A 22,139-nucleotide genomic window follows, 5' to 3' on the forward strand; every position below is an offset into this window, starting at 1 on the left:
TTGCTTGCTCTCTAAAATTAAAAGTTTGGCCGTCTAACGGCGGGAGCAGGCTTACTTTCAGCTTGCTTAGCTCGACGCCCTATGGGGACTAGCTCACCTTTTTGACGGGCCGATAAATCATCGCTGATTTGAGTCGCTATTTCAGTTGTTAATAGATCCAACAAATCATTAACTGCAAGCGCCTGACTCTCTACTTGCTTAATTCTTTCATTAACCCTCACCTTGATAGCGCTGGTTAAACGGCCAGAATGGACATCAATTAATCGAACGCCAGCCTCGACCGTACCAAAATAACGTATTTGAATCTCATTGGTGTAAGGCACTTTTTTTCTCTCTGCACGAACGCTAAAATCATCTATAGCAGCATGAATAAGGTAGTCAGCTCCCTTCAACTCACTTAGCGTAGTGTCAGGTGCTGAACCCGCTGCAATCGAAGTAAACGCTTTTTCATCCAATATCTGGTCAATCTCCTTACGCTCCATAATGTCGAACTCTGGAAATTGTGATAATTTAATCATCAAATCATTGGTGATACGCGCATCATTAATCCCCACTAATTGCTGGTTATTTCCACGTGGATTTATTTTAATTTTTCCTACCGCTAGCGTCAGCACCTTTCCGTCATTTTTTGTCGCATCACCACCTGTACGTTTTGGAGTTATTGACGCCAACCCTTGCTGACTAAGCCGCCCTTTAGAATGATCCAGTCGCTTTAAAATATCACCCGTTAACAACGCGACTCCATTTGTCGCTGCTTTTGAACGAGCATCCTCCACCTCATTTAATTCAACAGTGCCCAGCTCCTCTTCTGCCACACCCAATTGAACACCTGTATCTGGATCAATGATCGCTTCGCCTGGACGAACGGCACGGAGCTTTTCACCAACAGATAAACCACCATCGGAACCTCTATTGATGTAAGCAACACCTGACACAATAGCCGCCACCTTGATAGGGTAAATGGCATTCATTAAGTTAACGGTAACCTGATCAGCAAATGCATCTGCAAGTTCAGAAATAATCCTAGTCTCAGAACCCGTTTTTTCTACCGATTGACTCACAGAAATCTTACGTGACTCCATAATATCGCCGGTGCGTGCATTAACAATACGCATATTGCCTTCAATATGCCCTGCCTGCGAGACAAAGGTACGAGAAGAACCCGGTAAACGCACTGTTCGCTCTTCTATCGTAAAACTAGCAACACTGCCAATAGCAACATAATCTGCACCTTTTAACTGGCCCATCGCCGACACCATATCTCGGTTCTCTGCCATCGCCTGCGCCAACTGCTCATCAATCAGTTGATCGGTTTCCTGACGATCAATTAATTGAAAACGTTTGGTTTGTGCTAAACGAGAAATTAAGGTGTCGGTAAAAGCTGGAATATGCAAATTAGCATCAATACCCGTCGTCGCTGTTGAATGAGCTTTCACAAGCCCAACTGCTAAACGAGGTCGTTGAGCGGGTTGGCCGCCTATATCTGAGCTTTTATGTAACGAAGGCGCTGTTTTTCCAACTGATAAACCACTTTCTTTTTTCTGAGCGATGGCAAGATCATTGATCTTTAAATTACCTTCAATAACGGAAAGAACCGAGAACGTTTTCTGAACTTGGTTTACTTTAGCTAGGCCAATATCTTTACGTAACTTGCCAATTGAAATGCCTGAAGCATCTTTAATATCTTTTCCCTCACGAGAAATCTCATAGAGATCACCAACAGAGACTTGCTCATTGCTACCTCGGTTCACAACCCAAGGATCAGCGCTGATTACTTGTGCAGGGAAAATCATATCCAAAACACTGATCGCTGCTTGCAAGCCCAAGTGATCAAACATTGAATACTCATCCTGCGTAGCCTCTTTACCCGTAAACGCAGTGTCAGAAATTTTAGTACGAAGACTATCTGCGCCAATAATACGGCCTGTAACAGCATCAATTACCCGTAACCGCAAACGCGCATCCACTTGGTTTTTAACCATCACGCGCTGACTATCACTAAAAGGGACCGCTGTCTTTTTTTGTGACCCTCTTTGTTTTTCTAGTACAGCATAAACAATATAGTCTGCACCAATAGCCGTCCCCAAATTCTTAAATTCTTTTAGACGATCATTATGATCTGCAGCAGAACTTGCAGCCGCCACTGTCCAGCCATTCACATCAGCTAAATCGTCTACAGTTTCCTCAATGACCTTATCTAAGTCCGTTTCTTTTATATCTGCACCAAATTGTTGCTCACGAATAACGTGGCGCAACGCACTACGTTCCACCACATCAAAACGTTTAGTTGCTGATAACTGCTCAATTAAACGCGCTGCTAAACCATCGGGCAAAGTACGAATATTGCCTTGAACTGTACGATCAGGGTGAAAGTCTCCTTGCCCCATAACAGCAATTTTCACCTTGTTTTTCTGTTGCTTTAAGGTAGCAGGTGCTGCCAATGACAGCTGACTAACTAACAATATGGCCAACATTGATATTGAAAAAAATATGCTTTTATTGAATCCATTCATAACTATTCCCTTATTAAGCTATTGCGGTTTACGAACAATGTCGCCGACCCCGATAGGGCCATATTCAGGGTCTTCCTCAGAAAGAATCTTGCCATAGCTTGCTTTAGGGTTAATTCGAACAATTTCTATTGTTCCAACTAACTCCTCGCCAGAACCAAGAGACTCGCCTGTATCAGGATCAAATAATTCTTCACCCGCAAAAAACACCTTATATTTTTGACCCTTTTTCAGGCCACCATCTTTACCGCGATTAATAATGATTTGATTTTTACGTGTTCGCTTGACGACTTTCATGGGGTAAACAGCATCAACAAATTGATCGGCTAGATTCGCCGACACCTCTTTTGCCATTTTTGTAAAGTTCGTATTATTAGGCACCCCACCCTTGCCATTCACAATCGCGGATTTTGTCGCAAAAGAACTTTTAAGGTCGAAAGTTGATACCACCTGTCCCGATGCCGTATCGACCATCTGAGCTGTCAGGTGAATTAAACCAGAGTCTTGTCGTTTGTACTTATCATCAAAATTTGGCAGTGCTTTATGAGAACGATAAAACTTGAAGTTTTGCACCTTCGGCAAAATAAGATAGTGTGCATTAGACATTACTCCTGTTGCCGCTGCATCGCCTTTGGCTAAGTCAGATTCGGCAAACTGCTGCTCTTCTCTAATATCAGCGATAACTTCTTTATTGCGACTCACAACTCGAAATTTACGGGTATTACGAAACGAGCTTTCCAACTCTGCCCAGAGCAATTCTAGGTTCAGGTGTTTTCGAGAATATTTACTGACTTTCTCACCCACTTTAGGCTCTTTAATCGCCACAGCAGGTTGTTCCGCTGCCCAAAGGTTTTGTGTAAAAAGAACCGCCACTAAGGCTAGACAAACAACAGATGACGAACACGCTTTTTTAATCAACGAACTATCCCCACAACATTAGAGTTATAAATAACAAAATAATGGACGAATAGCCAAAGATTAATTGCGTCTTACCCTAGTAAAAATGGGGCTTAACGCTGCATTTAAAGCGCTCTGATACCAAATTCAAAGAGCTATAATTTTCATCCATGAGGTGTAAAAGATACCACAAAAAAAAGCACTGTCAACTCTCTACAATGACAGAACGAAATTTACAACAAATAGAGGATTTATAGTGACCTAGAGCCATTTTTTTTAAAATGAAGCTAAATAAAATAAATTTATTTTTTTGAAGAATAAAAACCCCGTTTATACAAGATATTCATTGCCATCGTCATGCCAATGTTGTCAACAAAAGCTTAGTTTACATTTGCGCTTAAGTAATACCGTCACCAATAAAACATTTAAAGTCTCACTTATTACTTTAAACCTTGCTTTCTTTATATTCTGACTGATAGCCCTATCTCCATAAGCTTTTTTAACTCATTGGTTTCTTGACTTTAATATTAAAATATAATCACTTAGCTATCAGTATCTGCATTAAAATGACACGAAATTTATCAAATAATCAGGTCGCTTTTATGCAAATTCGTGTTTTAGGCTCAGGTGCTGGTGGTGGCTTCCCTCAGTGGAATTGTAGCTGCCCAAATTGCAAAGCTGTACGAGCAGGAACCATTAAAGCCTCCACCCGCAACCAATCATCCATTGCTGTGTCGTCCGACGGTGAACATTGGGCATTATTTAACGCATCGCCTGACGTACGTGCGCAACTAGAAAACTTTCCCGAGATTCACCCTAAAAACAAAGTACGCGGCACGGGCATTGAAGCCATTGTGATATTTGATTCCCAAATTGATCACGCGACGGGTTTGCTGATTTTGCGTGAAGGCGATCCACTCACCATCTATTGCACGGACATGGTGAAACAAGATTTAACCGCGGGCTTCCCTATTTTTAATATTTTGGAGCATTTCTGTGGCGTTGAAGACCATCCAATCCCATTGAACGGCGATGCGTTTACAATTCCTAACATTGATGATTTGGAGTTCACTGCTTTACCGTTAAAAAGCAAAGCGCCACCGTATTCACCCCACCGCAACGATCCGCACGAAGGTGATAACATTGGCATGATTATTCACCAAATATCCACCGGCAAAACAACTTTCTACGCACCGGGCCTAGGCGTGATTGAGCCACACGTTGAACAAGCAATGACAGAGGCTGATTGCGTGTTAGTAGATGGCACCTTTTGGACGGATGACGAACTCGCTTCTGTAGGGCGACCGTTACTTGCAAGAAAAATTGGGCATTTACCGCAATTCGGAGAAGGCGGAATGATTGAGTTTTTAGACACGCTCGATAAACCGCGCAAAATTTTGATTCATATCAACAATACCAACCCAATTCTAGATGAGGAATCTGAAGAACGCGATATACTGACCCAACACGGCATTGAGGTGTCGTATGACAATATGAATATCGAGCTCTAAGATGACAGAAAAAACGCCTTGGTCACTGCAAGAATTTGAAACACGCATCCGCGATATGGAGCGTTTTTATCATATTAACCACCCGTATCACGTGATGATGCACGAAGGCACACTTAACAAAGAGCAAATACGCGGCTGGGTGGCTAACCGCTTTTATTACCAGATTAATATTCCGTTAAAAGATGCTGCCATTATGGCGAATTGCCCCAATAGGGACACCCGTGCTCAGTGGATCCAACGTATTATTGACCACGATGGCGCACCGGGTGAAACGGGTGGCATTGAGGCATGGTTACAGCTGGGCGAAGCGGTGGGTTTAACGCGTGAAGAAGTGCTATCTGAAGAACATGTGCTTCCCGGCGTTCGCTTTGCCGTAGATGCCTACGTTAACTTTGCTCGTCGGGCCGATTGGCACGAAGCGGCTAGCTCATCGTTAACCGAACTTTTTGCACCCAAAATTCACCAACAACGGTTAGATAATTGGCCAGCGCATTACCCTTGGATTGACCCAAAAGGGCTGAGCTACTTTCAAAAACGTTTAAGCGAAGCCCGCCGTGATGTTGAGCATGGCCTACGCATCACCCTAAGCTGGTATAAAACCCGTGAACAACAAGAAAAAATGATTCGTATTTTAAAATTCAAACTGGATATTCTATGGACCATGGCTGATGCAATGCACATGGCTTATGTTCATGAAATGCCACCTTACTTTACTGTTGAATCATGAGCCTGCAACTCACTGAGCCCTTTCAGTTGTTAACAAGCTACCGCTTGCAATGGGAAGAAGCACAAAATATGTTTGTGTTGCTCTACCCTGAAGGGCTTATTGAGCTAAACCAAAGCTCTGCTGAAATTTTAAGCCTCTGCGATGGCCAGCACACACTTGACGATATTGTTTCAGTACTTGAAGTAAAATTTTCAACAACGGGTATTAAAAACGATATTACCCATTTCTTAACTACCGCGCTCAATAATGGCTGGATTACCCAAAACACCTAGCCCACCTCGCTGGTTGCTTGCAGAGCTAACTTACGCTTGCCCATTACAGTGTCCATACTGTTCTAACCCCTTGGATTACAAAAATTTCTCAGCTGAATTATCGACCAATGAATGGAAACGTGTGCTGAAGCAGTCTCGCGAAATGGGTGCCGTACAGCTGGGCTTTTCAGGCGGCGAGCCGCTGGTTAGGAAAGACCTAGCAGAACTGGTTAACTATTCACACCAACTCGGTTATTACACCAACCTCATCACCTCCGGCTACAAGATGGATGAGGCTAAAATTACCGAGTTAAAAGACGCTGGTTTAGACCACATTCAAATCAGCATTCAAGCCAGCTCAAAAGAATTAAATGACTTTATTGCTGGCACAGAAAGCTTTGACGATAAAAAATCCGTGGCTAAATTAGTTAAGAAACATGGTTACCCAATGGTGTTATGCGTTGTATTACACCGCGAAAACATTCATCAAATGAGGGATATTCTAGAGATGGCGATTGACTTGGGCGCCGACTTTGTAGAACTAGCAAACACACAGTATTATGGTTGGGCGCATCACAACCGCGATCAACTAATGCCAACGCAAGAACAACTTCAAGACGCTGAAAAAATTGCTAACGAATACCAACGCTCTCAACAAGGCAAGATGAAAATTTATTACGTCATACCTGATTACTACGAAAACCGCCCAAAAGCTTGCATGAACGGCTGGGGAACCACCTTTTTAACCATTGCGCCAGATGGTGCGGCATTACCTTGTCATTCTGCTCGTCAACTGCCTAACTTTGATTGCCCAAATGTTAAAGACTTCTCAATAAGTGACATTTGGAATCACTCTGTAGCCTTCAACTACTTTCGTGGCGATGACTGGATGAAAGAACCGTGTAGAAGTTGTTCTGAAAAAGATAAAGACTTTGGCGGCTGTCATTGCCAAGCCTTATTATTAACCGGTGATGCAACAAACGCAGACCCTGTTTGTGATTTATCAACACAACACTACCTAGTAACCGATGCTATTAAACAAGCTACTCAACTAACTGAGCAGCCACTATTATTTAGAAACAGCAAAAACTCTAAACAATTTAATCACTAACCCCTACCCAAGGAACACCCATGAAAGTAACCGCTGCTGTTGCCTGGAAAGCAGGTCAACCATTATCCATAGAAGACATTAACTTAGACGGACCAAAACATGGAGAAGTGTTAATTCGAAACGTCGCCGCGGGTGTTTGTCATACCGATGCGTTTACCTTATCCGGCGATGACCCTGAGGGCATTTTCCCTGCCGTATTAGGCCATGAGGCTGGCGCCATCGTTGAAGAAATTGGCCCAGGCGTCACCTCAGTACAAGTAGGTGACCACGTTATTCCGTTGTACACACCAGAATGTGGGCAATGCAAATTTTGCTTATCGGGCAAAACCAATTTGTGCCAAGCCATTCGAGTCACTCAGGGCAAAGGATTAATGCCTGATGGCACCTCTCGCTTTTCCAAAAATGGACAAGCAATATACCATTACATGGGCACCTCCTCTTTTGCCGAATACACGGTTTTACCAGAAATATCACTCGCTAAAATAAACAAAGCAGCGCCGTTAGACAAGGTTTGTTTATTAGGTTGCGGTGTCACTACGGGTATCGGCGCTGTGCTCAACACCGCCAAAGTAGAACCGGGTAGTACTGTCGCTATTTTTGGCTTAGGTGGTATTGGTCTAAGTGCTATTCAAGGTGCTGTTATTGCGAATGCTGAACGGATTATCGCTATTGATATCAATGAAGATAAGTTCGAATTTGCCAAACAACTCGGTGCAACAGATTGTATTAACCCGAAGCATTTTGATCAGCCTATTCAAGATGTTCTTGTCGACATGACCGATGGCGGTGTTGATTACTCATTTGAATGTATCGGCAATGTTAACACCATGCGCTCTGCGCTAGAGTGTTGCCATAAAGGCTGGGGTGAGTCTGTTATTGTTGGCGTAGCGGGTGCAGGACAAGAAATATCCACTCGCCCATTCCAGCTGGTCACAGGCAGGGTTTGGCGCGGTACGGCTTTTGGAGGCGTTAAAGGTCGCAGCGAACTACCCGATTATGTTGAAAAATACCTTCGCGGGGAAATTAAAATAGATGAAATGGTCACCTATACCATGCCCTTAAACGACATTAACCGTGCCTTTGATTTAATGCATCAAGGAAAAAGTATTCGCTCGGTGATTATCTATTAATACGCAGTTTTGTCTGACAGGATCATACAAATTGATCAGTTGCCGACACCAACGCATCAATCATTTCATCACCATGCGCTAAATGCGTTGAATTTGGCAAACGGATAAACTGTGCAAGAGGAAGTGCTTGCGCCAACGAAAATGACGACTCAATCGGACACATAAAATCTTTTTGGCCGTGGATAATAGTGCAGGGTATCTCTTGTATGCGAATAGCATTATCCAAAATTTGATTTTCTCGAATATAGTAGTTATTCATCGCGTAGTGCGTTTCGATACGTGCTTGCGCGATGGCTTTTTCAGGCACCGCTCCATCCAACGCTTCTGCCTTAAAATCATCACCTAACACCACCGCACCACCCCATGCATCCCACTCACGGGTTGTTTCTTGAAGGACCTGCTCATCATCAATACTTAAACGATGATAATATGCCTTCAACACATCTTTACGTTCATTGCTTGAAATATGGCCCGTAAAACGCTGCCACGCTTCAGGGTATAACCTGTTTACACCCTCTTTAAGAAACCAATCTGCATCTTTAGAACGTGCTAAAAATGTACCTCGTAAAACCAACCCCAATACATTATTTGCATATTGTTGGGCATACAACAAGCTTAATGTTGCGCCCCAAGAGCCACCAAACAGCAACCATTTTTCAATGGCCAGTTTTTTACGAATCAACTCCATATCTTGTAATAAATGATTCGTTGTATTGTTTTTCAACCGCCCCAAGGGTCTCGAACGGCCAGCACCGCGCTGATCCATCAAAATAATATGGTATTTATCAGGGTTAAAAAAGCAGCGATGATGCGCCTTACAACTTGAACCCGGCCCACCGTGCAAAAAAATAACCGGCACCCCTTTAGGGTTACCTACTTGCTCAAGATACACTTCATGCCCATCCCCCATATCAAGCCACTCATGGGCAAAGGGTTCAATCTCAGGGTACAACGTTTTCAATATTAACATCCTTCGTTTTCATCACTTAAAAGCTGATCAGGCTCAGCAAATATCGAGTTAGACTACGCTATACTACGGCTTTTTAAAACCCCACTTCATTATGTTCGATTTTCTTATTATTGGCGGCGGCCTACTTGGTTTATTAACAGCTAAGGAACTACAGCAAGCGGGGGCAAAGGTTGCGGTGGTTGATAAAAACAGTCGCGGCCAACAAGCTACTTGGGCAGCCGGTGGCATTTTATCCCCGATGCGGCCTTGGTTATATTCCGAACCTGTTAATGCAATCAGCTCACTTAGCCAGTCGGTCTATCAGCAACTTTCCATCGAGCTTCGTGATCAAACAGGAATAGATCCAGAATGGTTATTATCTGGCATGTTAGTACTTGAGGATAATGAACTGCCTCAGGCTATCCAATGGTGCGAACAAAATAATTCACCCGTTGAAGTGTTATCTGTCGAAGAGCTCAACAGCCAATTCGAGCACTTAGCGCCCTTTACAGAATCTGCCATTTACCGGCCAGACGTTGCCACCATCCGGCCCCACAAACTGTCAGCTGCGTTAACCCAGTATTTAACGCTTAACGGTGTCTCATTTTATAACGACCAAGAAGTAACAAAATTACAGCATACAGATTATGCCGTTACAGGTGCCGAGATTGGAAAAACTACTCTTAGCGCTAATGAATACATCCTTTGTGGCGGCGCTTGGAGTACACAATTAGTACCCAAGCTTTGCCCGCAACCAGATATCAAGCCTGTTAAAGGTCAAATGATCTGTTTCCCACCAACAGATATCACCAACCTATGCATGGTCATGGATGACAACCGTTATATTATTCCTAGGAAAGATAAGCGAATTGTCGTTGGCAGCACACGCGAATACACTCAATTCGATGCCAGTACCACACAGGCCGCTTTCGACGAACTTAAGCATTTTGCCCAACAGTTATACCCCGATTTAGCAAGCATTGAACCTGATGCACACTGGGCTGGGCTTCGACCTGCTTCACCCAACAGCATCCCTTATATTTGTAGAGTTGCCCCTCTCAGCAACCTAAGTCTCAATGCTGGGCATTATCGAAATGGTATTGTTACAGCACCGGCAAGTGCCGAATTAATGAGCGATATTTTGTTAAATAGACGCTGTAAAATAGACCCAACACCCTACCAATTACAGCGTTAACTACCCACTAAAAACCTTGTGCTATACTGAGACCAAGAGATCAAGGTGATGATAATGGCTGAAAAAACAGGCGAACAACACGTTAAATACTTACTTAATGCGCATGGCATTACGCCCACTCAACAACGCATTAAAATCGCTAATTTTCTGTTTAAGAAACAACAGCACGTGAGCGCCGACCAAATTTTATCAACCATTAATCAAGGGCAACAACCCGTTTCAAAAGCAACCGTTTACAACACCCTCGGCTTGTTTGCTAATAAAGGCTTATTACGTGAGGTGATTATTGACCCTAACAAAGTCTTCTACGATACTAATACCAAACACCATCACCATTTCTACAATACAGACACCAACACACTCACTGATGTTAACGATGGCGAGATCACCATTCAAAACCTTCCCGCATTACCCAAAGGTACTGATTTTCACTCTGTTGAAGTTATTATTAAAGTTAACAACCAGTAAACGTCTTGTCTCACCTTCAACAATTCCCTATACTTTCTCGCCCATAAAGCCGATGTAGCTCAGGTGGTAGAGCGGCTCATTCGTAATGAGTAGGTCAGCGGTTCGAATCCGCTCATTGGCTCCATTTTAATGACTTTTTAAAGTAACCTGCCCATTAGGGAATATTCAAAAATACTAGGCCTTGGCCCAGCAATATAAAGTAAACCGCTTTCGTCTTAGCTTTTATAGGTTTCGAATATTTCATTAAATACTTCGTGATTAGCCACAAATTTTTCTTTAACTGCCGGATCGAAATGGCCTGACTTAATTTTCTCATCGCCATGTTCTATAATACCTACCGCTTTTTTATGATCAAACGCCTTTTTATAAGGCCGTTCACTTCGTAACGCATCATATACATCACACAGGCCCATAATACGAGCAGACAGTGGAATCTCCTTACCTTTTAAACCATTTGGGTAACCACTTCCATCCCACTTCTCATGATGACATAAGGCCACTTTTTTACCCATTTTGATATAGCTCGAACTATGCTCACTTGTTTTCAAAATCTCAGCGCCAATGGTGGTATGACTTTTCATTATTTCCCATTCACCAGGCTCAAACCCGCCCGGTTTTAAAAGAACACTATCGGGTATACCTATTTTTCCAATATCATGCATCGAACTGGCTAAAAACAAGGTGTCACAAAAAATTTTATTCATTCCAAGCATTTCCGCTAAACGCCTACAATAGTGACTAATGCGTTTAACATGCGCACCGGTTTCATCATCTCTATATTCTGAGGCACGCATTAATAAAAATATGCTCTCTTCAAATGACGCCTTTAGCCGTTGAGTGCGTGCTTTTACTTTCTCGTCCAGAAGATGATTATGGTTCTTCAAAATATCATTCGCAATTTTCAGCCTTAGCAGATTGCGAACTCTAATTTGAATTTCATTGGCTTTAATTGGCTTGGTAATAAACTCTTCAATCCCTCTTGAAAGCCCTTTCTCACGAGAGGCCTGATCATCAAGAGCGGTGACCATAATCACCGGAATACCCTCTGTTTTATCATTACTTTTAAGTTGCGTCGCAACTTCGAAACCATCCATTTCTGGCATCATGGCATCTAATAAAACCAAATCTGGCGAAAACATACTGGTTTGCGCTAACGCCAAGCTGCCACTAGAGGCTTCTTCAACCTGATACCCTTCTTCTTCCATCAGTTTCCTGAGTAACACCCTGTTTCTTTTTTCATCATCTACGATGAGTATTTTGGAACCTTTTGTATCAATCATCACGTCTCACGAATCATTTTTAACAGCTCATCAATCTTTTCTATAAACACTTTAGGGCTTATTAGTTTTATCATGGAACCATTACAAGCAGCCGCTAGCTCCGCCCCATAGTGTTTGTAGTTAAAATAAAGATGATGATTGTTAAGCGTTTTAAACCTCAGCGTGGTTACCTCTCTTCAACCACCCACCTTTAGTAATTAAAAACTATTACTAAAGGCATGCTAACCATATTATCTGTTACAACTAAGCTTTTTTAATGCGGGTGGTCATATGTGTGAAGTAGCTCTCAATTGCTAAATAGCTCTTGCAAATCAATTTTTATCAATACGTCCATCACTCAAAAACGCGTTAACTAAGTTCAGTAACATCAACAAATAACCGACAATCTAAACTAAATAATCAGTCTCTAAGTCTACTTTTTTGTATGGTAAATAAACGCTAAAGGTAGAACCTTCGCCAAGTGTTGATACAACCGTGGCAAAACCACCATGAAGCTCAGTCATTGCTTTGACCAAACTTAGTCCTAGCCCCGTTCCCTCAAACTCCCTTGCTAAGGAGCCATCAATCTGTTCGAACCGGCGAAATAACTTACCAATATTCTCTTCAGATATACCAATTCCTGTATCACTAACAGATAACTTTAAATAAGGAGTTTCGCACTGAGCCAACTCGCTATCGTCTAATCTAAAATCAGGATGAAGCACCTTATCTATTGTTGCCGATATAACAATGGAGCCACCTTTTGGAGTAAACTTAACGGCATTGGACAAAAGATTAATTACAATTTGCTTTGTTTTCCGCTCGTCCAACAAACAAACCGTCACTTTTTCCTCTACTTCCTCTGTAATACTAATACCACGCGCATTCGCTTTATCCCTGAGCATATAAACAGTGCTCTGCAATAATGACTGAATAGAGACTTCATCTAATGCCAATTGCTCTTTCCCAGCTTCTATTTTTGATAAATCTAAAATACCGTTTATTAAGTCCAATAGGTGCGAACCACTATCAAATATTTCTTTTGAATATTGGCTCTGTTCCTCCGTTAATGGGCCAAGCACACCACCTTTTAAGAGCTCTGAAAAACCGATAATAGCATTCAAAGGTGTTCTTAGCTCATGGCTCATATTTGACAAAAATTGCGATTTCATCTGACTCGCCAATGCTAGTTCTTTATTTGTCTCTTTTAATTGCTCTTGAACACGCCTTCTACTCTCTTCTTCAAGCAAGACCTCCACTAACATTGATAGTGACTTAACATATTGCGCTTCATCAGACCTTAATACTCGTGCTTCATCTTGGTTCACAACATTAAACACCCCTGCGATGCTTTTATATTTTGTAACAGGGAGCTGGAGGGTAGATACTGGAGAATGAGCTTGCTCAGGAAAATGAGATAATAAGGGTGTTGTCTCATTAGACAGCAACCCGCCTTCCATTAAGAGTTCAGAAAAATAATATTCATGCTCTGACACCAACAATGAGGGTAATGTAAAATACGATTTTTCTCTGCCGCTGTAATAATTCTGACATAACAGCGCATCCCTCTTATTATTAAATAACCAAAGTCCCACCCAGTCTGCCTGAAGTACTTCAGCACACTCTTGTAAAATTTTATTACATGCTTCCTCAAAATTGGTCGAAGCCCTTCTAACAAAATCACTGAGTGATAAATAGCTATTGTATTGCTTCTTTAAACGTTCATCGGTCTGCTGAATTTCCAGCTCCATCGCTTTCCTAACCGTTATGTCACGAAAGATACCTATAAAATGCTGTTCTTCATTAACCCTATACTCGTTTATAGATAAGCCCATCGGGAAAACTGAACCACTTTTTCGTCGGCCAACCACTTCCCCATTATGTTCTATTCCTTTTGACGCGCCTGTGCCCTTATAATCAGCATCAGATTTCTCATGCTCTTCCTTAAACAGCTCTGGTATCAACAGATTGATATTGTTACCGACCATCTCCTTTTCGTCATAGCCAAACAAATCAATCACCGCTGGGTTACAAGACTTAATCGTTCCAAACTCATCCATCATTATTAACGCGTCTTCCATATGAACAACAACATTTTCTAACGACTTGGCGCTGGAATCGGCCTGTTTCTTCATTTCTTTTAGTATTACCTCAGACTGCTCGGTATATTCATTAAATGCCTGAAATAATTCCTTAAACTCATCATCAACACTTGTTTCATCAAGCCGAACTGAAAAGTTCCTATCGCCTACGGCACGACAGCCCTCTACCAATCGAACAATAGGATTAATAATAATTCTTGATACAAGCATTGATGCAAAAAAAACGGCCAGCAATACAATCATTAAGCCGGTAATAATCATCGAGTCGCGTGCTTGATCTAGATGCTTAAAAACAACACTTTTAGGCAATTCATGAATGACCCCCCAATAGCGTTGAGGATTTTGTTCATCAAATAAAATTTTGTGGACAGCTAAGACACTGTTCCTTTTATCGTTGATGAGAACATACTCGTTTTGTTGTCGTTCATTGGCTAAAAAGTAAGCACTAAAATCAGTAATTTCATTAGGCCCAACCCAAAACTTACCTTTATTATCAATAATATAAGTATCAATTCCCTTTCTTTTTTCAATCGCAGAATTAAGCAACGGCAAAGCTGAAATTTCTGCCACGGCGACACCCTCCACTTGCCCATTGATATAAATAGGTGTTGATACCGTTAATATAGGCAAGCCATCGGCCTGTTGATGCTTAATATCTGAATAATAAACAGCCTTATCAGCTAACCTCATAACTTCTTGATCAGCCGCTAAGTGCAGCGCACCCGCCAACACCTTCCCTTCAGCATTTAACAACGTAAGACTAAGGTAATTAGGATAATTCGCAAGAAAAGCCCGAACCACTTGATTTAACCCACTCGCGCAAACCTTTGCTCCTTCCGTTGATACAGGTTCAATACCACCGTCTTGATTTGTTCTTAAAGTAGCTTCAACGGCAGGTATTTCGGCAAACGTTAATAAATTTGATTTCGAATTTTTTAATACGCTTGTAATTTCATCTGAATAGTCCTCTTGTTGCTCCAACAATAAACCAAGGGCTTGTTTTTCCGCTAAATGCATACTACTAAAATAAATACTCCCCCCCATTAATAACAAGGAAAGGCTCATCAAAGCCGCCACACTAAACATGACTTTCGCATTAAGACTAAAGCTCAGCGACTTGATGATTGGTTTTTTCAAGTTCTTTTTTTTAATTTGAGACCCCTTCTTGAACGATGCTGAATTTTGAATACTAATTAATCAAAAAAATATTTTAGTTTTATTACACCGTTTAAATTTATTGTTTAACCATGAATTTGAATACTCGCCAGCGACTTGATTAGATGAATTGGCCATTTTCAAGATAACGCTAATCTAGCTCTACGTAAACTGATTATCGAGGCGCCTCCAGATAAATCATAGACAGAAAACCGTATCAATACATGTCTTTTTATTACCTAAGCATAAAGCGTTACGCCCACAAATATTGCAACCTTCTATACAAATTAAAGTGCCTAAAATAAATAAACGACGTTTTTAATACCACAAAGTACCCAAGCACCTTAATGCTAAAGTCAGTAATCTCTACGAAGCTATTGCCGCTTAAAGCTTATTAATTTTTTTATTCGTTAAGTAACGAAATAATAATAAGACTGCTAACAAGACAGCGTAAATAAATGGTTCTGTATCATCTAGTTTTGTTAACCAAAAGAAATGTACAACACCCATTACCGCTATCAAATAAAGGCTTCTATGTAACTCAACCCAGCGCTTACCCAACCGACGCATCATGCCTTTGGTGGAGGTTATCGCAAGTGGTATTAGCATTAAGTAGGCCAACAAGCCCAGCATAATGTACGGGCTTTCTGGTATATCCTCTAGCATATGCTCAACCCTTAATGATTGATCTAAAACCAGCCAAACAGCCAGGTGCAAACTGGCATAAAAGAACGCAAATAAACCAAACATTCGTCGAAAACGTATTGGCAAAGAAACGTTAAATGCCCGTTGTAGTGGTGACATTAGCAAGGTAATTAATAAAAACCTTAACGCCCAATCTCCTGTTCTAACATGCAAGGTCTTGATTGGATCAGCGCCTAATAAATCATTAAACCCATCCCATATAATCAATAAAAATGGAATTAAGCAGGTATTAAAAACTATCGTTTTTAATAGCCTTATCTGCTGTTTTGAAGCTTTCTTTCTTAGCATTTTAATTATAGTTTTTTTAAAAAAACTGGCGAAGGTTCATCCCTTTATACAAATAAGCCACGTGCTCACCATAACCATTGAATAGTTCGGTATCACGCTTGGGCGTAAACAATGACGCGCCAATCACCCTTTCTCTACGTTGACTCCATCTTGGATGAGGAACATCCGGGTTAACATTAGCGTAAAAGCCATATTCATTTTTTGCTGATTCATTCCATGATGTTTTGGGCATCTGTTCTGTAAATTTAATTTTGACGATCGATTTAATACTCTTAAAACCATATTTCCAAGGCACTATTAAGCGCAACGGTGCACCGTTTTGATTGGGCATTTCTTCACCATACAAACCGGTGGCCATCAGTGAAAGCGGGTTCATTGCTTCGTCCATTCGTAACCCTTCTACATATGGCCATTTTAGAATACGGCTTTTTTGCCCTGGCATTTGCTTAGGATCATACAGCGTTGTAAATTCAACATATTTCGCTTTTGACGTGGGTTCCATCTGCCTAATCAATTCAGCTAATGAAAAGCCAATCCATGGCACCACCATTGACCATGCCTCTACACATCGTAGGCGATAAATACGCTCTTCGAGTTGTTGCTGCTTAAGAATATCTTCTAAATTGTAAACTCCTGGTTTAGCCACCTCGCCTTCAATTGTTAAGCTCCAAGGTTTTGTTTTCAATAGATGTGCTCTTAATGCTGGGTCGCTCTTTGCTGTCCCAAATTCATAAAAATTATTGTAGCCGGTCACATATTCATAGGGTGTTAGTTTTTCTTTCAATGAAAACTGGCTAGTCACATAATTTTCAATTTTATTACCAGCCCATAAGGCATCAGGCGCTAAAGCACCCGCTACCATAAATCCTGAACTACGCGTTAGAAATTGTCGTCGAGAAGCGGATATGAGTGCACGACTTTTATCAAAATCAGCCTTCGGAGTAACATCATTATCGGTAAGAGATGTCAATTTTTTAATACCCATGAGAGTCCTTTTCTTATACCTCAACACTATAGACCCTATCGTACCGTAAAACCTTTCAGACAAAAAAACGGGGCCAAGGCCCCGTTGTTAACATAAGACTATGTCATTTAATTATCTTTATCATTAACCTTTATACGTTTTGGCAATACCGCCGGCTTCTTTGGAATTATTAATTCAAGAACACCTTTTTCATAATTTGCGCTCACTTTATTTTCATCGGTTGTATCGGGTAATACAAAGCGTCGATAAAAAGTACCATTGAAACGCTCTACACGTTTATAGCCATCTTTCTCTTCTTTTGATTCACTAGAACGTTCACCTCGTACAGTTAAAATGCCATCCTCCATTGTCACATCAATCTCGTGTGGGTCTACACCCGGCACATCAGCGTGAAGAACAAAGCGATCATCTTCTTCTTTAATATCTACTGCTGGTGTCCAAGTTGATGTTGAAGAAACACTGTCTTCATCATCTGAAAACCTGCGACTTAAATCGTTTCCATAACGCCCTAAAAGGTTCCATGGTTCATATCTTGCAATTGCCATATCAATTCTCCTATTTAAGTTGTTTACAGTATTTAAATAGGGAGGCATGAACATTTTTTCAAGACTTATCTTGCACTTTTTCGTGGTTTTTAATAAAGAAAAGTGCTGTTGCCGTGACAAAACAGAACGAACCAAACACAATAAAGTTCACATCTAAACCAAACGATGCGGCGACTAAAGCACCCGCTAATAACGGACCGACAATAGACCCGATCCGTCCAATGCCTAAGGCCCAACCTACCCCAGTAGAACGAATATGTGTTGGGTACATATAGCTGCTCAGTGCATTCAAACTGACCTGCCCACCCACAACAAAAAAGCCAGCAAAGAAGGACAAAATCATCACCATATTAATCGATGAACCAAATTGGCCTACAGCCATCATACTGAACCCAGCCAATACAAAACAAACCACCAAGACCCTCTTAGAGCCCCAGTAAGATATAAATTTAGCTAAAATAAAAGGCGAGATGGCACCGCCAATATTTAAAACAATGACTGTTTTTGTAGCTTCACTTAGCTGATAGCCCGCCTCAACCAGTAGCGTTGGAATCCAGCTATATAGGAAATAAGCCACCAGTAAATTAAAGAAAAAGACCACCCATATTAACAAGGTGTCTGCCTGCCTTCTTTCCATAAATAACGCCTTAACAGGAAAGTGCTTTTCCACTGGGTGATGATAAAACACGCTGTTAGATGGAACCTCTCGCCTACTCTCTATTTTTTGGGCAATCTTACAAAGCAACTTATCATTATCGTTATCATGCTCCACTAAAAACCGAGGTGACTCAGGTAAATATAGAATTAACACGGGCACCAATAGCAGGGGCAAAACTCCACCTACGTAGAACAATGACGCCCAACCATAAGCCGGAATAATTTCTGAAGCAATTATTCCGCCGCTTATACCACCAATCGGCATACCCAGAAATATCACTGCTATGGCAATGTTTCTATACCGTGTTGATACATATTCAGTCATCAATGCCATAGCATTTGGCAAAGCACCACCAAGCCCAAGACCGGTGAGGAAACGCAACAATACAAGTTCGTTATAGGTTTCTATAAAACCCGTCAACAAGGTACACAAACCAAACATACAAACGCTGGAAATAACCGCATTACGACGGCCAAACTTATCACCAACCGGGCCTAATATTAATGCCCCCAACATCATACCAAACAACCCTGCCGCAAAGACATAACCCAAGTCGCTGTTAGCTATCTCTAACGCCTTACTAAGGTCTGGCGCAGCAAACGCGATGGCTAACACGTCAAAACCATCAAAAATAATGATCAAGGCACAAAAAAGCATCACTAATTGCTGAAATTTACCTAGCGGGTTTTCTTCGATAATAGCGCTCATATCTAATGGTTTTTGATTCATAATGCTGTCCCCTTTGTTGTTTTAGCGTTCTTCAATGACGCATTTACGATCTTCATGACGGTATCTATTTCTTCTATATCTCTTGGCGCATAAACGAGCGCTATGGTTTCTGGAATAGGCCCCTTACCTGCTAATGGGTGTCGTTCACCCCATTGTTTATCAATCACTGTTTTAAAATCTTCTTCGGATAGCGCCATATGTAGACTACCATCATACGCCGGATGAATATGTGCAAATTCTCGCTCGATCATAAACCCATTCGTACAATTACATGGCTCACCTTCTTCTAGCCATAGCGCTTCAGCACCGGGCACAGAAATAATACTCGGACGACGACTCACCTTATCAAAATGAAATAATTTCTCTTTAAATAATTGATGGCATTCAACACTTGGGTTTTGCGTTAATTGCTCATGCGGATTAGTATTAGTCGTTTCAGGGCGTTCGCCCTCACGGGTTGATATCTGCAACATATTTTGCCTTATAATCTAATTCAAAAACTAACTAGCTTACACTAATATATGAGTCGTTATCGACCTCCTTCACCACCGAAATCTGCCTATATTACCAAAAAAGGCTTTGAACGCTTACAAGCCGAAGAAAAGGATTTGTGGCTAAAGCGTCGCAGCGTTGTCGCAGCTTTATCAGCCGCAGCCGCCGAGGGTGATCGCTCTGAAAATGCTGAATATATTTACCGCAAAAAAGAACTGCGTGAAATCGACCGACGTATCCGATATTTACAAAAACGCCTGCCCATTCTTAACGTTATTCATGAAAAACCAAGCAACTTAGACAGCGTATTTTTTTCCAGTATTGTTACCCTAGAAGACCTTGATGGCGAAGAAAAAACTTATCGCATTGTAGGCCCAGACGAACTGGATCACCAACCCCACTACATCAGTATGGACTCCCCAGTTGCCAAGGCTTTATTCAAGAAACAACTCGATGATGAAGTGACCGTTACCACACCTGCTGGCAAAATAACCTACATGATTACTAGCATCGATTATGAATAATTCTTTATGCCCTTGCGGTTCGGGTCGATTGTACTCACAGTGCTGCGCACTTTTTATAACCGCATCATTAATGCCTGAAACAGCTGAACAATTGATGCGTTCAAGGTTTACTGCTTTCTATTTCAACGAACACCCATATTTAGTCAATACGCATCATCCAAGCCAACGCGAAGCCAATGAATTAACAAGCTTACAAAACAGCCAAGAAACAAGCCATTGGATTAAGTTAATCATCCATCAAGTAAAACACGGTGATAAGCAACACCAAACGGGCCAAGTTGAATTTTCTGCTTTTTTTAACGAAAACAATGAATTTTTTGAGTTACGCGAAAAGTCACGATTTATTAGAGAACAAGACCAGTGGTATTACCTTGATGGAGAGCCCAACATTTACCGCACCAACCTTAAGCTAAAAAGAAATGATCTATGTTGGTGTCAAAGTGGCAAAAAATTTAAACACTGTCACGCATTATAAAAAATTCATTTCTCTTGATTCTTCAGTCAATCAGCGCATAATCAGCATATATGTTTACTACCATGAATAATGAGTACTCATCCTGACAAAGGCTTAACAACGAGCCATGAGAACTTATTTACGTTCCATCTGCTCGATAGTATTACTATTCCCACTTTTGCCATTAACACCCAGCACGAAATAACACACTGGAATAAAGCACTTGAGAAAGCCACCGGCTTTCTAGCTGTCGATATGATTGGCACTAAAAAACAATGGAAACCGTTTTACCCAAACCCTCGGCCAACATTGTCAGACCTTATTATTGAAGGCGCAAAGGATGAGTCCGTTGAGCGTTTCTATACCAATAAATATCATCGGTCTAACGTGTTAGACAATGCTTTTGAAGCTGAAGATTTTTTTCCAACCATAGGCTCCGGTGAATGGTTACTTTTTTCTGCGGCGCCCATCTTAAATGCCAACCACGATATTATTGGAGCCGTTGAAACACTGATTAATATTAGTGAGCAAAAACACAGTGAAAAAAGACTTTTCGATAACCAACAAAAATACCGAGAACTCAGCACGCTGGACGATTTAACTCAACTGTATAACGCACGACATTTCTTTTCAGAATTTAACAGCGAGGTCAGTCGTTGCGATAGGTATCGACAGGTTTTATCCATCTGCATGTTAGATTTAGACGACTTCAAACAGGTTAATGATACCTATGGTCACCAGTTTGGCAATACTGTGCTAACAGGCTTTGCAGACATCATCAAAGAAAACATTCGTCACGTCGATGTAGCCTTTCGTTATGGTGGTGAGGAGTTTGTTATTTTATTCCCCTTTGTTATTTCAAATAAAGCAGCGATTGCCGTTAAAAAAATTCGCGCTCAGCAAGCACAGAAAAACTTTGTAACTGACGAGGGCAAAACCGTTAACATCACGGTAAGTGCAGGCGTTGCTACCTACCTAACAAAAGAGGGCGCTAACAGTTTTATTAAACGAGCAGACAAGGCTATGTATCAAGCTAAAGAAAATGGTAAAAATCAAGTTGTTATTGCCAAATAAGCAACTCACCTCATTACTCTACGTCGCTATGATTAAACACATCGTTTTATGCTATGTTGAAACAGCGCAAACAAAAGAAAACTTTAAAACTGAAACCGCAATTAAACGTTATGTTATACAGCACTCTCTGAGCACCAAACGCTTAGCCCTTTTATCAACTAACTATCACTCGCCCCTAAACCCATTAATAATGAAACTGACTAACAATGAATGCTGACGACTTTGGCTTATGGGCTATGCTGGCCTTTTGGGGTAGCGCCATTGGCGGTATATTTTTAGCTATTCAATGGGCCAGCAAGAAAGGCAAAAAAAGCCCCGCCCCACGTGATGTGATGATTAAATCACTCGACAAGCGGCTAGCTGAAGGTGAAATAACTGCAGAAGAACATCAACGGCGAATCAATGAATTATGAGCGTTTA

The 22,139-nt window shown here is 41.3% G+C and carries 21 protein-coding genes and 1 tRNA gene; 12 read left to right on the forward strand and 10 right to left on the reverse strand.

Going from position 1 to position 22,139, the window contains the following annotated elements; translation table 11 throughout:
• Positions 1–17: 17 nt before the first annotated feature.
• Positions 18–2,513: a CsgG/HfaB family protein gene (locus tag CYCME_RS10620; RefSeq protein ID WP_020933014.1), complete on the reverse strand. Its 2,496-nt coding sequence runs from the start codon at positions 2,511–2,513 to the stop codon at positions 18–20.
• Positions 2,514–2,531: 18 nt separating this feature from the next.
• Positions 2,532–3,428 carry a hypothetical protein gene (locus CYCME_RS10625; protein ID WP_020933015.1) on the reverse strand — a complete coding sequence of 299 codons (897 nt, stop codon included), beginning with the start codon at positions 3,426–3,428 and terminating at the stop codon, positions 2,532–2,534.
• Between the two features lie 581 nt (positions 3,429–4,009).
• Between CYCME_RS10625 and pqqB the strand changes: the two genes are divergently transcribed.
• Genes pqqB through CYCME_RS10650 form a run of 5 tightly spaced genes read left to right on the forward strand, consistent with a single transcriptional unit; the run spans position 4,010 to position 8,137 of the window.
• Positions 4,010–4,918 (forward strand): pyrroloquinoline quinone biosynthesis protein PqqB, encoded by a 909-nt coding sequence (gene pqqB / locus CYCME_RS10630; RefSeq protein WP_020933016.1) that lies wholly within the window; start codon positions 4,010–4,012, stop codon positions 4,916–4,918.
• 1 nt (position 4,919) lies between these two features.
• Positions 4,920–5,645: a pyrroloquinoline-quinone synthase PqqC gene (pqqC, locus tag CYCME_RS10635; protein WP_020933017.1), complete on the forward strand. Its 726-nt coding sequence runs from the start codon at positions 4,920–4,922 to the stop codon at positions 5,643–5,645.
• Positions 5,642–5,917 carry a pyrroloquinoline quinone biosynthesis peptide chaperone PqqD gene (pqqD, locus tag CYCME_RS10640; RefSeq protein ID WP_015005270.1) on the forward strand — a complete coding sequence of 92 codons (276 nt, stop codon included), beginning with the start codon at positions 5,642–5,644 and terminating at the stop codon, positions 5,915–5,917. Before pqqC ends, pqqD begins: the two co-directional genes overlap by 4 nt.
• A complete protein-coding gene (gene pqqE / locus CYCME_RS10645) occupies positions 5,892–7,007 on the forward strand; it encodes a pyrroloquinoline quinone biosynthesis protein PqqE (protein WP_020933018.1) in 1,116 nt (371 codons plus the stop codon). The genes pqqD and pqqE overlap by 26 nt, the downstream gene beginning before the upstream one ends.
• A 20-nt stretch (positions 7,008–7,027) precedes the next feature.
• A complete protein-coding gene (locus tag CYCME_RS10650) occupies positions 7,028–8,137 on the forward strand; it encodes an S-(hydroxymethyl)glutathione dehydrogenase/class III alcohol dehydrogenase (RefSeq protein ID WP_015005268.1) in 1,110 nt (369 codons plus the stop codon).
• Positions 8,138–8,159: 22 nt separating this feature from the next.
• On the opposite strand, the gene pip is transcribed toward CYCME_RS10650, so the two are convergent.
• Positions 8,160–9,107: a prolyl aminopeptidase gene (gene pip / locus CYCME_RS10655; protein WP_081651249.1), complete on the reverse strand. Its 948-nt coding sequence runs from the start codon at positions 9,105–9,107 to the stop codon at positions 8,160–8,162.
• Between the two features lie 91 nt (positions 9,108–9,198).
• On the opposite strand from pip, the gene CYCME_RS10660 reads away from it, so the two are divergent.
• The 3 genes from CYCME_RS10660 to CYCME_RS10670 all read left to right on the forward strand — a co-directional run bounded on the left by CYCME_RS10660 (position 9,199) and on the right by CYCME_RS10670 (position 10,873).
• Positions 9,199–10,281 (forward strand): NAD(P)/FAD-dependent oxidoreductase, encoded by a 1,083-nt coding sequence (locus tag CYCME_RS10660; protein WP_020933020.1) that lies wholly within the window; start codon positions 9,199–9,201, stop codon positions 10,279–10,281.
• A gap of 54 nt (positions 10,282–10,335) precedes the next feature.
• The gene (locus CYCME_RS10665) at positions 10,336–10,749 is read left to right on the forward strand and encodes a Fur family transcriptional regulator (RefSeq protein ID WP_015005265.1); all 414 of its coding nucleotides are present in this window, start codon (positions 10,336–10,338) and stop codon (positions 10,747–10,749) included.
• A gap of 48 nt (positions 10,750–10,797) precedes the next feature.
• Positions 10,798–10,873: transfer RNA gene (locus CYCME_RS10670), tRNA-Thr, on the forward strand.
• 91 nt (positions 10,874–10,964) lie between these two features.
• Here the strand turns inward: CYCME_RS10670 and CYCME_RS10675 are convergent.
• The 7 genes from CYCME_RS10675 to CYCME_RS10705 form a co-directional block, all read right to left on the reverse strand.
• Positions 10,965–12,029: an HD domain-containing phosphohydrolase gene (locus tag CYCME_RS10675; RefSeq protein ID WP_016389874.1), complete on the reverse strand. Its 1,065-nt coding sequence runs from the start codon at positions 12,027–12,029 to the stop codon at positions 10,965–10,967.
• 386 nt (positions 12,030–12,415) lie between these two features.
• The gene (locus tag CYCME_RS10680) at positions 12,416–15,175 is read right to left on the reverse strand and encodes an ATP-binding protein (RefSeq protein ID WP_020933022.1); all 2,760 of its coding nucleotides are present in this window, start codon (positions 15,173–15,175) and stop codon (positions 12,416–12,418) included.
• A 474-nt stretch (positions 15,176–15,649) separates the two neighbouring features.
• The gene (locus CYCME_RS10685; protein WP_015005262.1) at positions 15,650–16,258 is read right to left on the reverse strand and encodes a sulfite oxidase heme-binding subunit YedZ; all 609 of its coding nucleotides are present in this window, start codon (positions 16,256–16,258) and stop codon (positions 15,650–15,652) included.
• A 16-nt stretch (positions 16,259–16,274) separates the two neighbouring features.
• Entirely contained in the window at positions 16,275–17,243 is a 969-nt protein-coding gene (msrP, locus tag CYCME_RS10690) for a protein-methionine-sulfoxide reductase catalytic subunit MsrP (RefSeq protein ID WP_020161817.1), read from the reverse strand.
• 107 nt (positions 17,244–17,350) lie between these two features.
• Positions 17,351–17,788, reverse strand: coding sequence for an Hsp20/alpha crystallin family protein (locus CYCME_RS10695; RefSeq protein WP_015005260.1), 438 nt, complete (start codon positions 17,786–17,788; stop codon positions 17,351–17,353).
• Between the two features lie 58 nt (positions 17,789–17,846).
• On the reverse strand, positions 17,847–19,175 hold the full coding sequence (locus tag CYCME_RS10700; RefSeq protein WP_015005259.1) for an MFS transporter: 1,329 nt from the start codon (positions 19,173–19,175) through the stop codon (positions 17,847–17,849).
• Positions 19,172–19,648, reverse strand: coding sequence for a luciferase family protein (locus tag CYCME_RS10705; protein ID WP_015005258.1), 477 nt, complete (start codon positions 19,646–19,648; stop codon positions 19,172–19,174). Before CYCME_RS10705 ends, CYCME_RS10700 begins: the two co-directional genes overlap by 4 nt.
• A gap of 48 nt (positions 19,649–19,696) precedes the next feature.
• Between CYCME_RS10705 and greB the strand changes: the two genes are divergently transcribed.
• The 4 genes from greB to CYCME_RS10730 all read left to right on the forward strand — a co-directional run bounded on the left by greB (position 19,697) and on the right by CYCME_RS10730 (position 22,132).
• On the forward strand, positions 19,697–20,191 hold the full coding sequence (greB, locus tag CYCME_RS10710; RefSeq protein ID WP_015005257.1) for a transcription elongation factor GreB: 495 nt from the start codon (positions 19,697–19,699) through the stop codon (positions 20,189–20,191).
• Entirely contained in the window at positions 20,184–20,666 is a 483-nt protein-coding gene (locus tag CYCME_RS10715) for a YchJ family protein (RefSeq protein WP_016389880.1), read from the forward strand. Before greB ends, CYCME_RS10715 begins: the two co-directional genes overlap by 8 nt.
• A gap of 69 nt (positions 20,667–20,735) precedes the next feature.
• Positions 20,736–21,719: a sensor domain-containing diguanylate cyclase gene (locus CYCME_RS10720; protein ID WP_020933023.1), complete on the forward strand. Its 984-nt coding sequence runs from the start codon at positions 20,736–20,738 to the stop codon at positions 21,717–21,719.
• A gap of 206 nt (positions 21,720–21,925) precedes the next feature.
• Positions 21,926–22,132, forward strand: a complete 207-nt coding sequence (locus CYCME_RS10730; RefSeq protein WP_016389882.1) for an SHOCT domain-containing protein — start codon at positions 21,926–21,928, stop codon at positions 22,130–22,132.
• Positions 22,133–22,139: the final 7 nt, after the last annotated feature.

The sequence above is a fragment of the Cycloclasticus zancles 78-ME genome, assembly GCF_000442595.1.
Taxonomy (GTDB): Bacteria; Pseudomonadota; Gammaproteobacteria; order Methylococcales; family Cycloclasticaceae; genus Cycloclasticus; species Cycloclasticus pugetii.

What these genes read in the sequence shown, in the direction of transcription:
- CYCME_RS10620 (WP_020933014.1), bottom strand. Translation starts at nt 2,513, where the DNA reads ATGAATGGATTCAATAAAAGCATATTTTTTTCAATATCAATGTTGGCC.
- pqqB (WP_020933016.1), top strand. Translation starts at nt 4,010, where the DNA reads ATGCAAATTCGTGTTTTAGGCTCAGGTGCTGGTGGTGGCTTCCCTCAG.
- pqqC (WP_020933017.1), top strand. Translation starts at nt 4,920, where the DNA reads ATGACAGAAAAAACGCCTTGGTCACTGCAAGAATTTGAAACACGCATC.
- pqqD (WP_015005270.1), top strand. Translation starts at nt 5,642, where the DNA reads ATGAGCCTGCAACTCACTGAGCCCTTTCAGTTGTTAACAAGCTACCGC.
- pqqE (WP_020933018.1), top strand. Translation starts at nt 5,892, where the DNA reads ATGGCTGGATTACCCAAAACACCTAGCCCACCTCGCTGGTTGCTTGCA.
- CYCME_RS10650 (WP_015005268.1), top strand. Translation starts at nt 7,028, where the DNA reads ATGAAAGTAACCGCTGCTGTTGCCTGGAAAGCAGGTCAACCATTATCC.
- pip (WP_081651249.1), bottom strand. Translation starts at nt 9,107, where the DNA reads ATGTTAATATTGAAAACGTTGTACCCTGAGATTGAACCCTTTGCCCAT.
- CYCME_RS10660 (WP_020933020.1), top strand. Translation starts at nt 9,199, where the DNA reads ATGTTCGATTTTCTTATTATTGGCGGCGGCCTACTTGGTTTATTAACA.
- CYCME_RS10665 (WP_015005265.1), top strand. Translation starts at nt 10,336, where the DNA reads ATGGCTGAAAAAACAGGCGAACAACACGTTAAATACTTACTTAATGCG.
- CYCME_RS10675 (WP_016389874.1), bottom strand. Translation starts at nt 12,029, where the DNA reads ATGATTGATACAAAAGGTTCCAAAATACTCATCGTAGATGATGAAAAA.
- CYCME_RS10680 (WP_020933022.1), bottom strand. Translation starts at nt 15,175, where the DNA reads ATGAGCCTTTCCTTGTTATTAATGGGGGGGAGTATTTATTTTAGTAGT.
- CYCME_RS10685 (WP_015005262.1), bottom strand. Translation starts at nt 16,258, where the DNA reads ATGCTAAGAAAGAAAGCTTCAAAACAGCAGATAAGGCTATTAAAAACG.
- msrP (WP_020161817.1), bottom strand. Translation starts at nt 17,243, where the DNA reads ATGGGTATTAAAAAATTGACATCTCTTACCGATAATGATGTTACTCCG.
- CYCME_RS10695 (WP_015005260.1), bottom strand. Translation starts at nt 17,788, where the DNA reads ATGGCAATTGCAAGATATGAACCATGGAACCTTTTAGGGCGTTATGGA.
- CYCME_RS10700 (WP_015005259.1), bottom strand. Translation starts at nt 19,175, where the DNA reads ATGAATCAAAAACCATTAGATATGAGCGCTATTATCGAAGAAAACCCG.
- CYCME_RS10705 (WP_015005258.1), bottom strand. Translation starts at nt 19,648, where the DNA reads ATGTTGCAGATATCAACCCGTGAGGGCGAACGCCCTGAAACGACTAAT.
- greB (WP_015005257.1), top strand. Translation starts at nt 19,697, where the DNA reads ATGAGTCGTTATCGACCTCCTTCACCACCGAAATCTGCCTATATTACC.
- CYCME_RS10715 (WP_016389880.1), top strand. Translation starts at nt 20,184, where the DNA reads ATGAATAATTCTTTATGCCCTTGCGGTTCGGGTCGATTGTACTCACAG.
- CYCME_RS10720 (WP_020933023.1), top strand. Translation starts at nt 20,736, where the DNA reads ATGAGTACTCATCCTGACAAAGGCTTAACAACGAGCCATGAGAACTTA.
- CYCME_RS10730 (WP_016389882.1), top strand. Translation starts at nt 21,926, where the DNA reads ATGAATGCTGACGACTTTGGCTTATGGGCTATGCTGGCCTTTTGGGGT.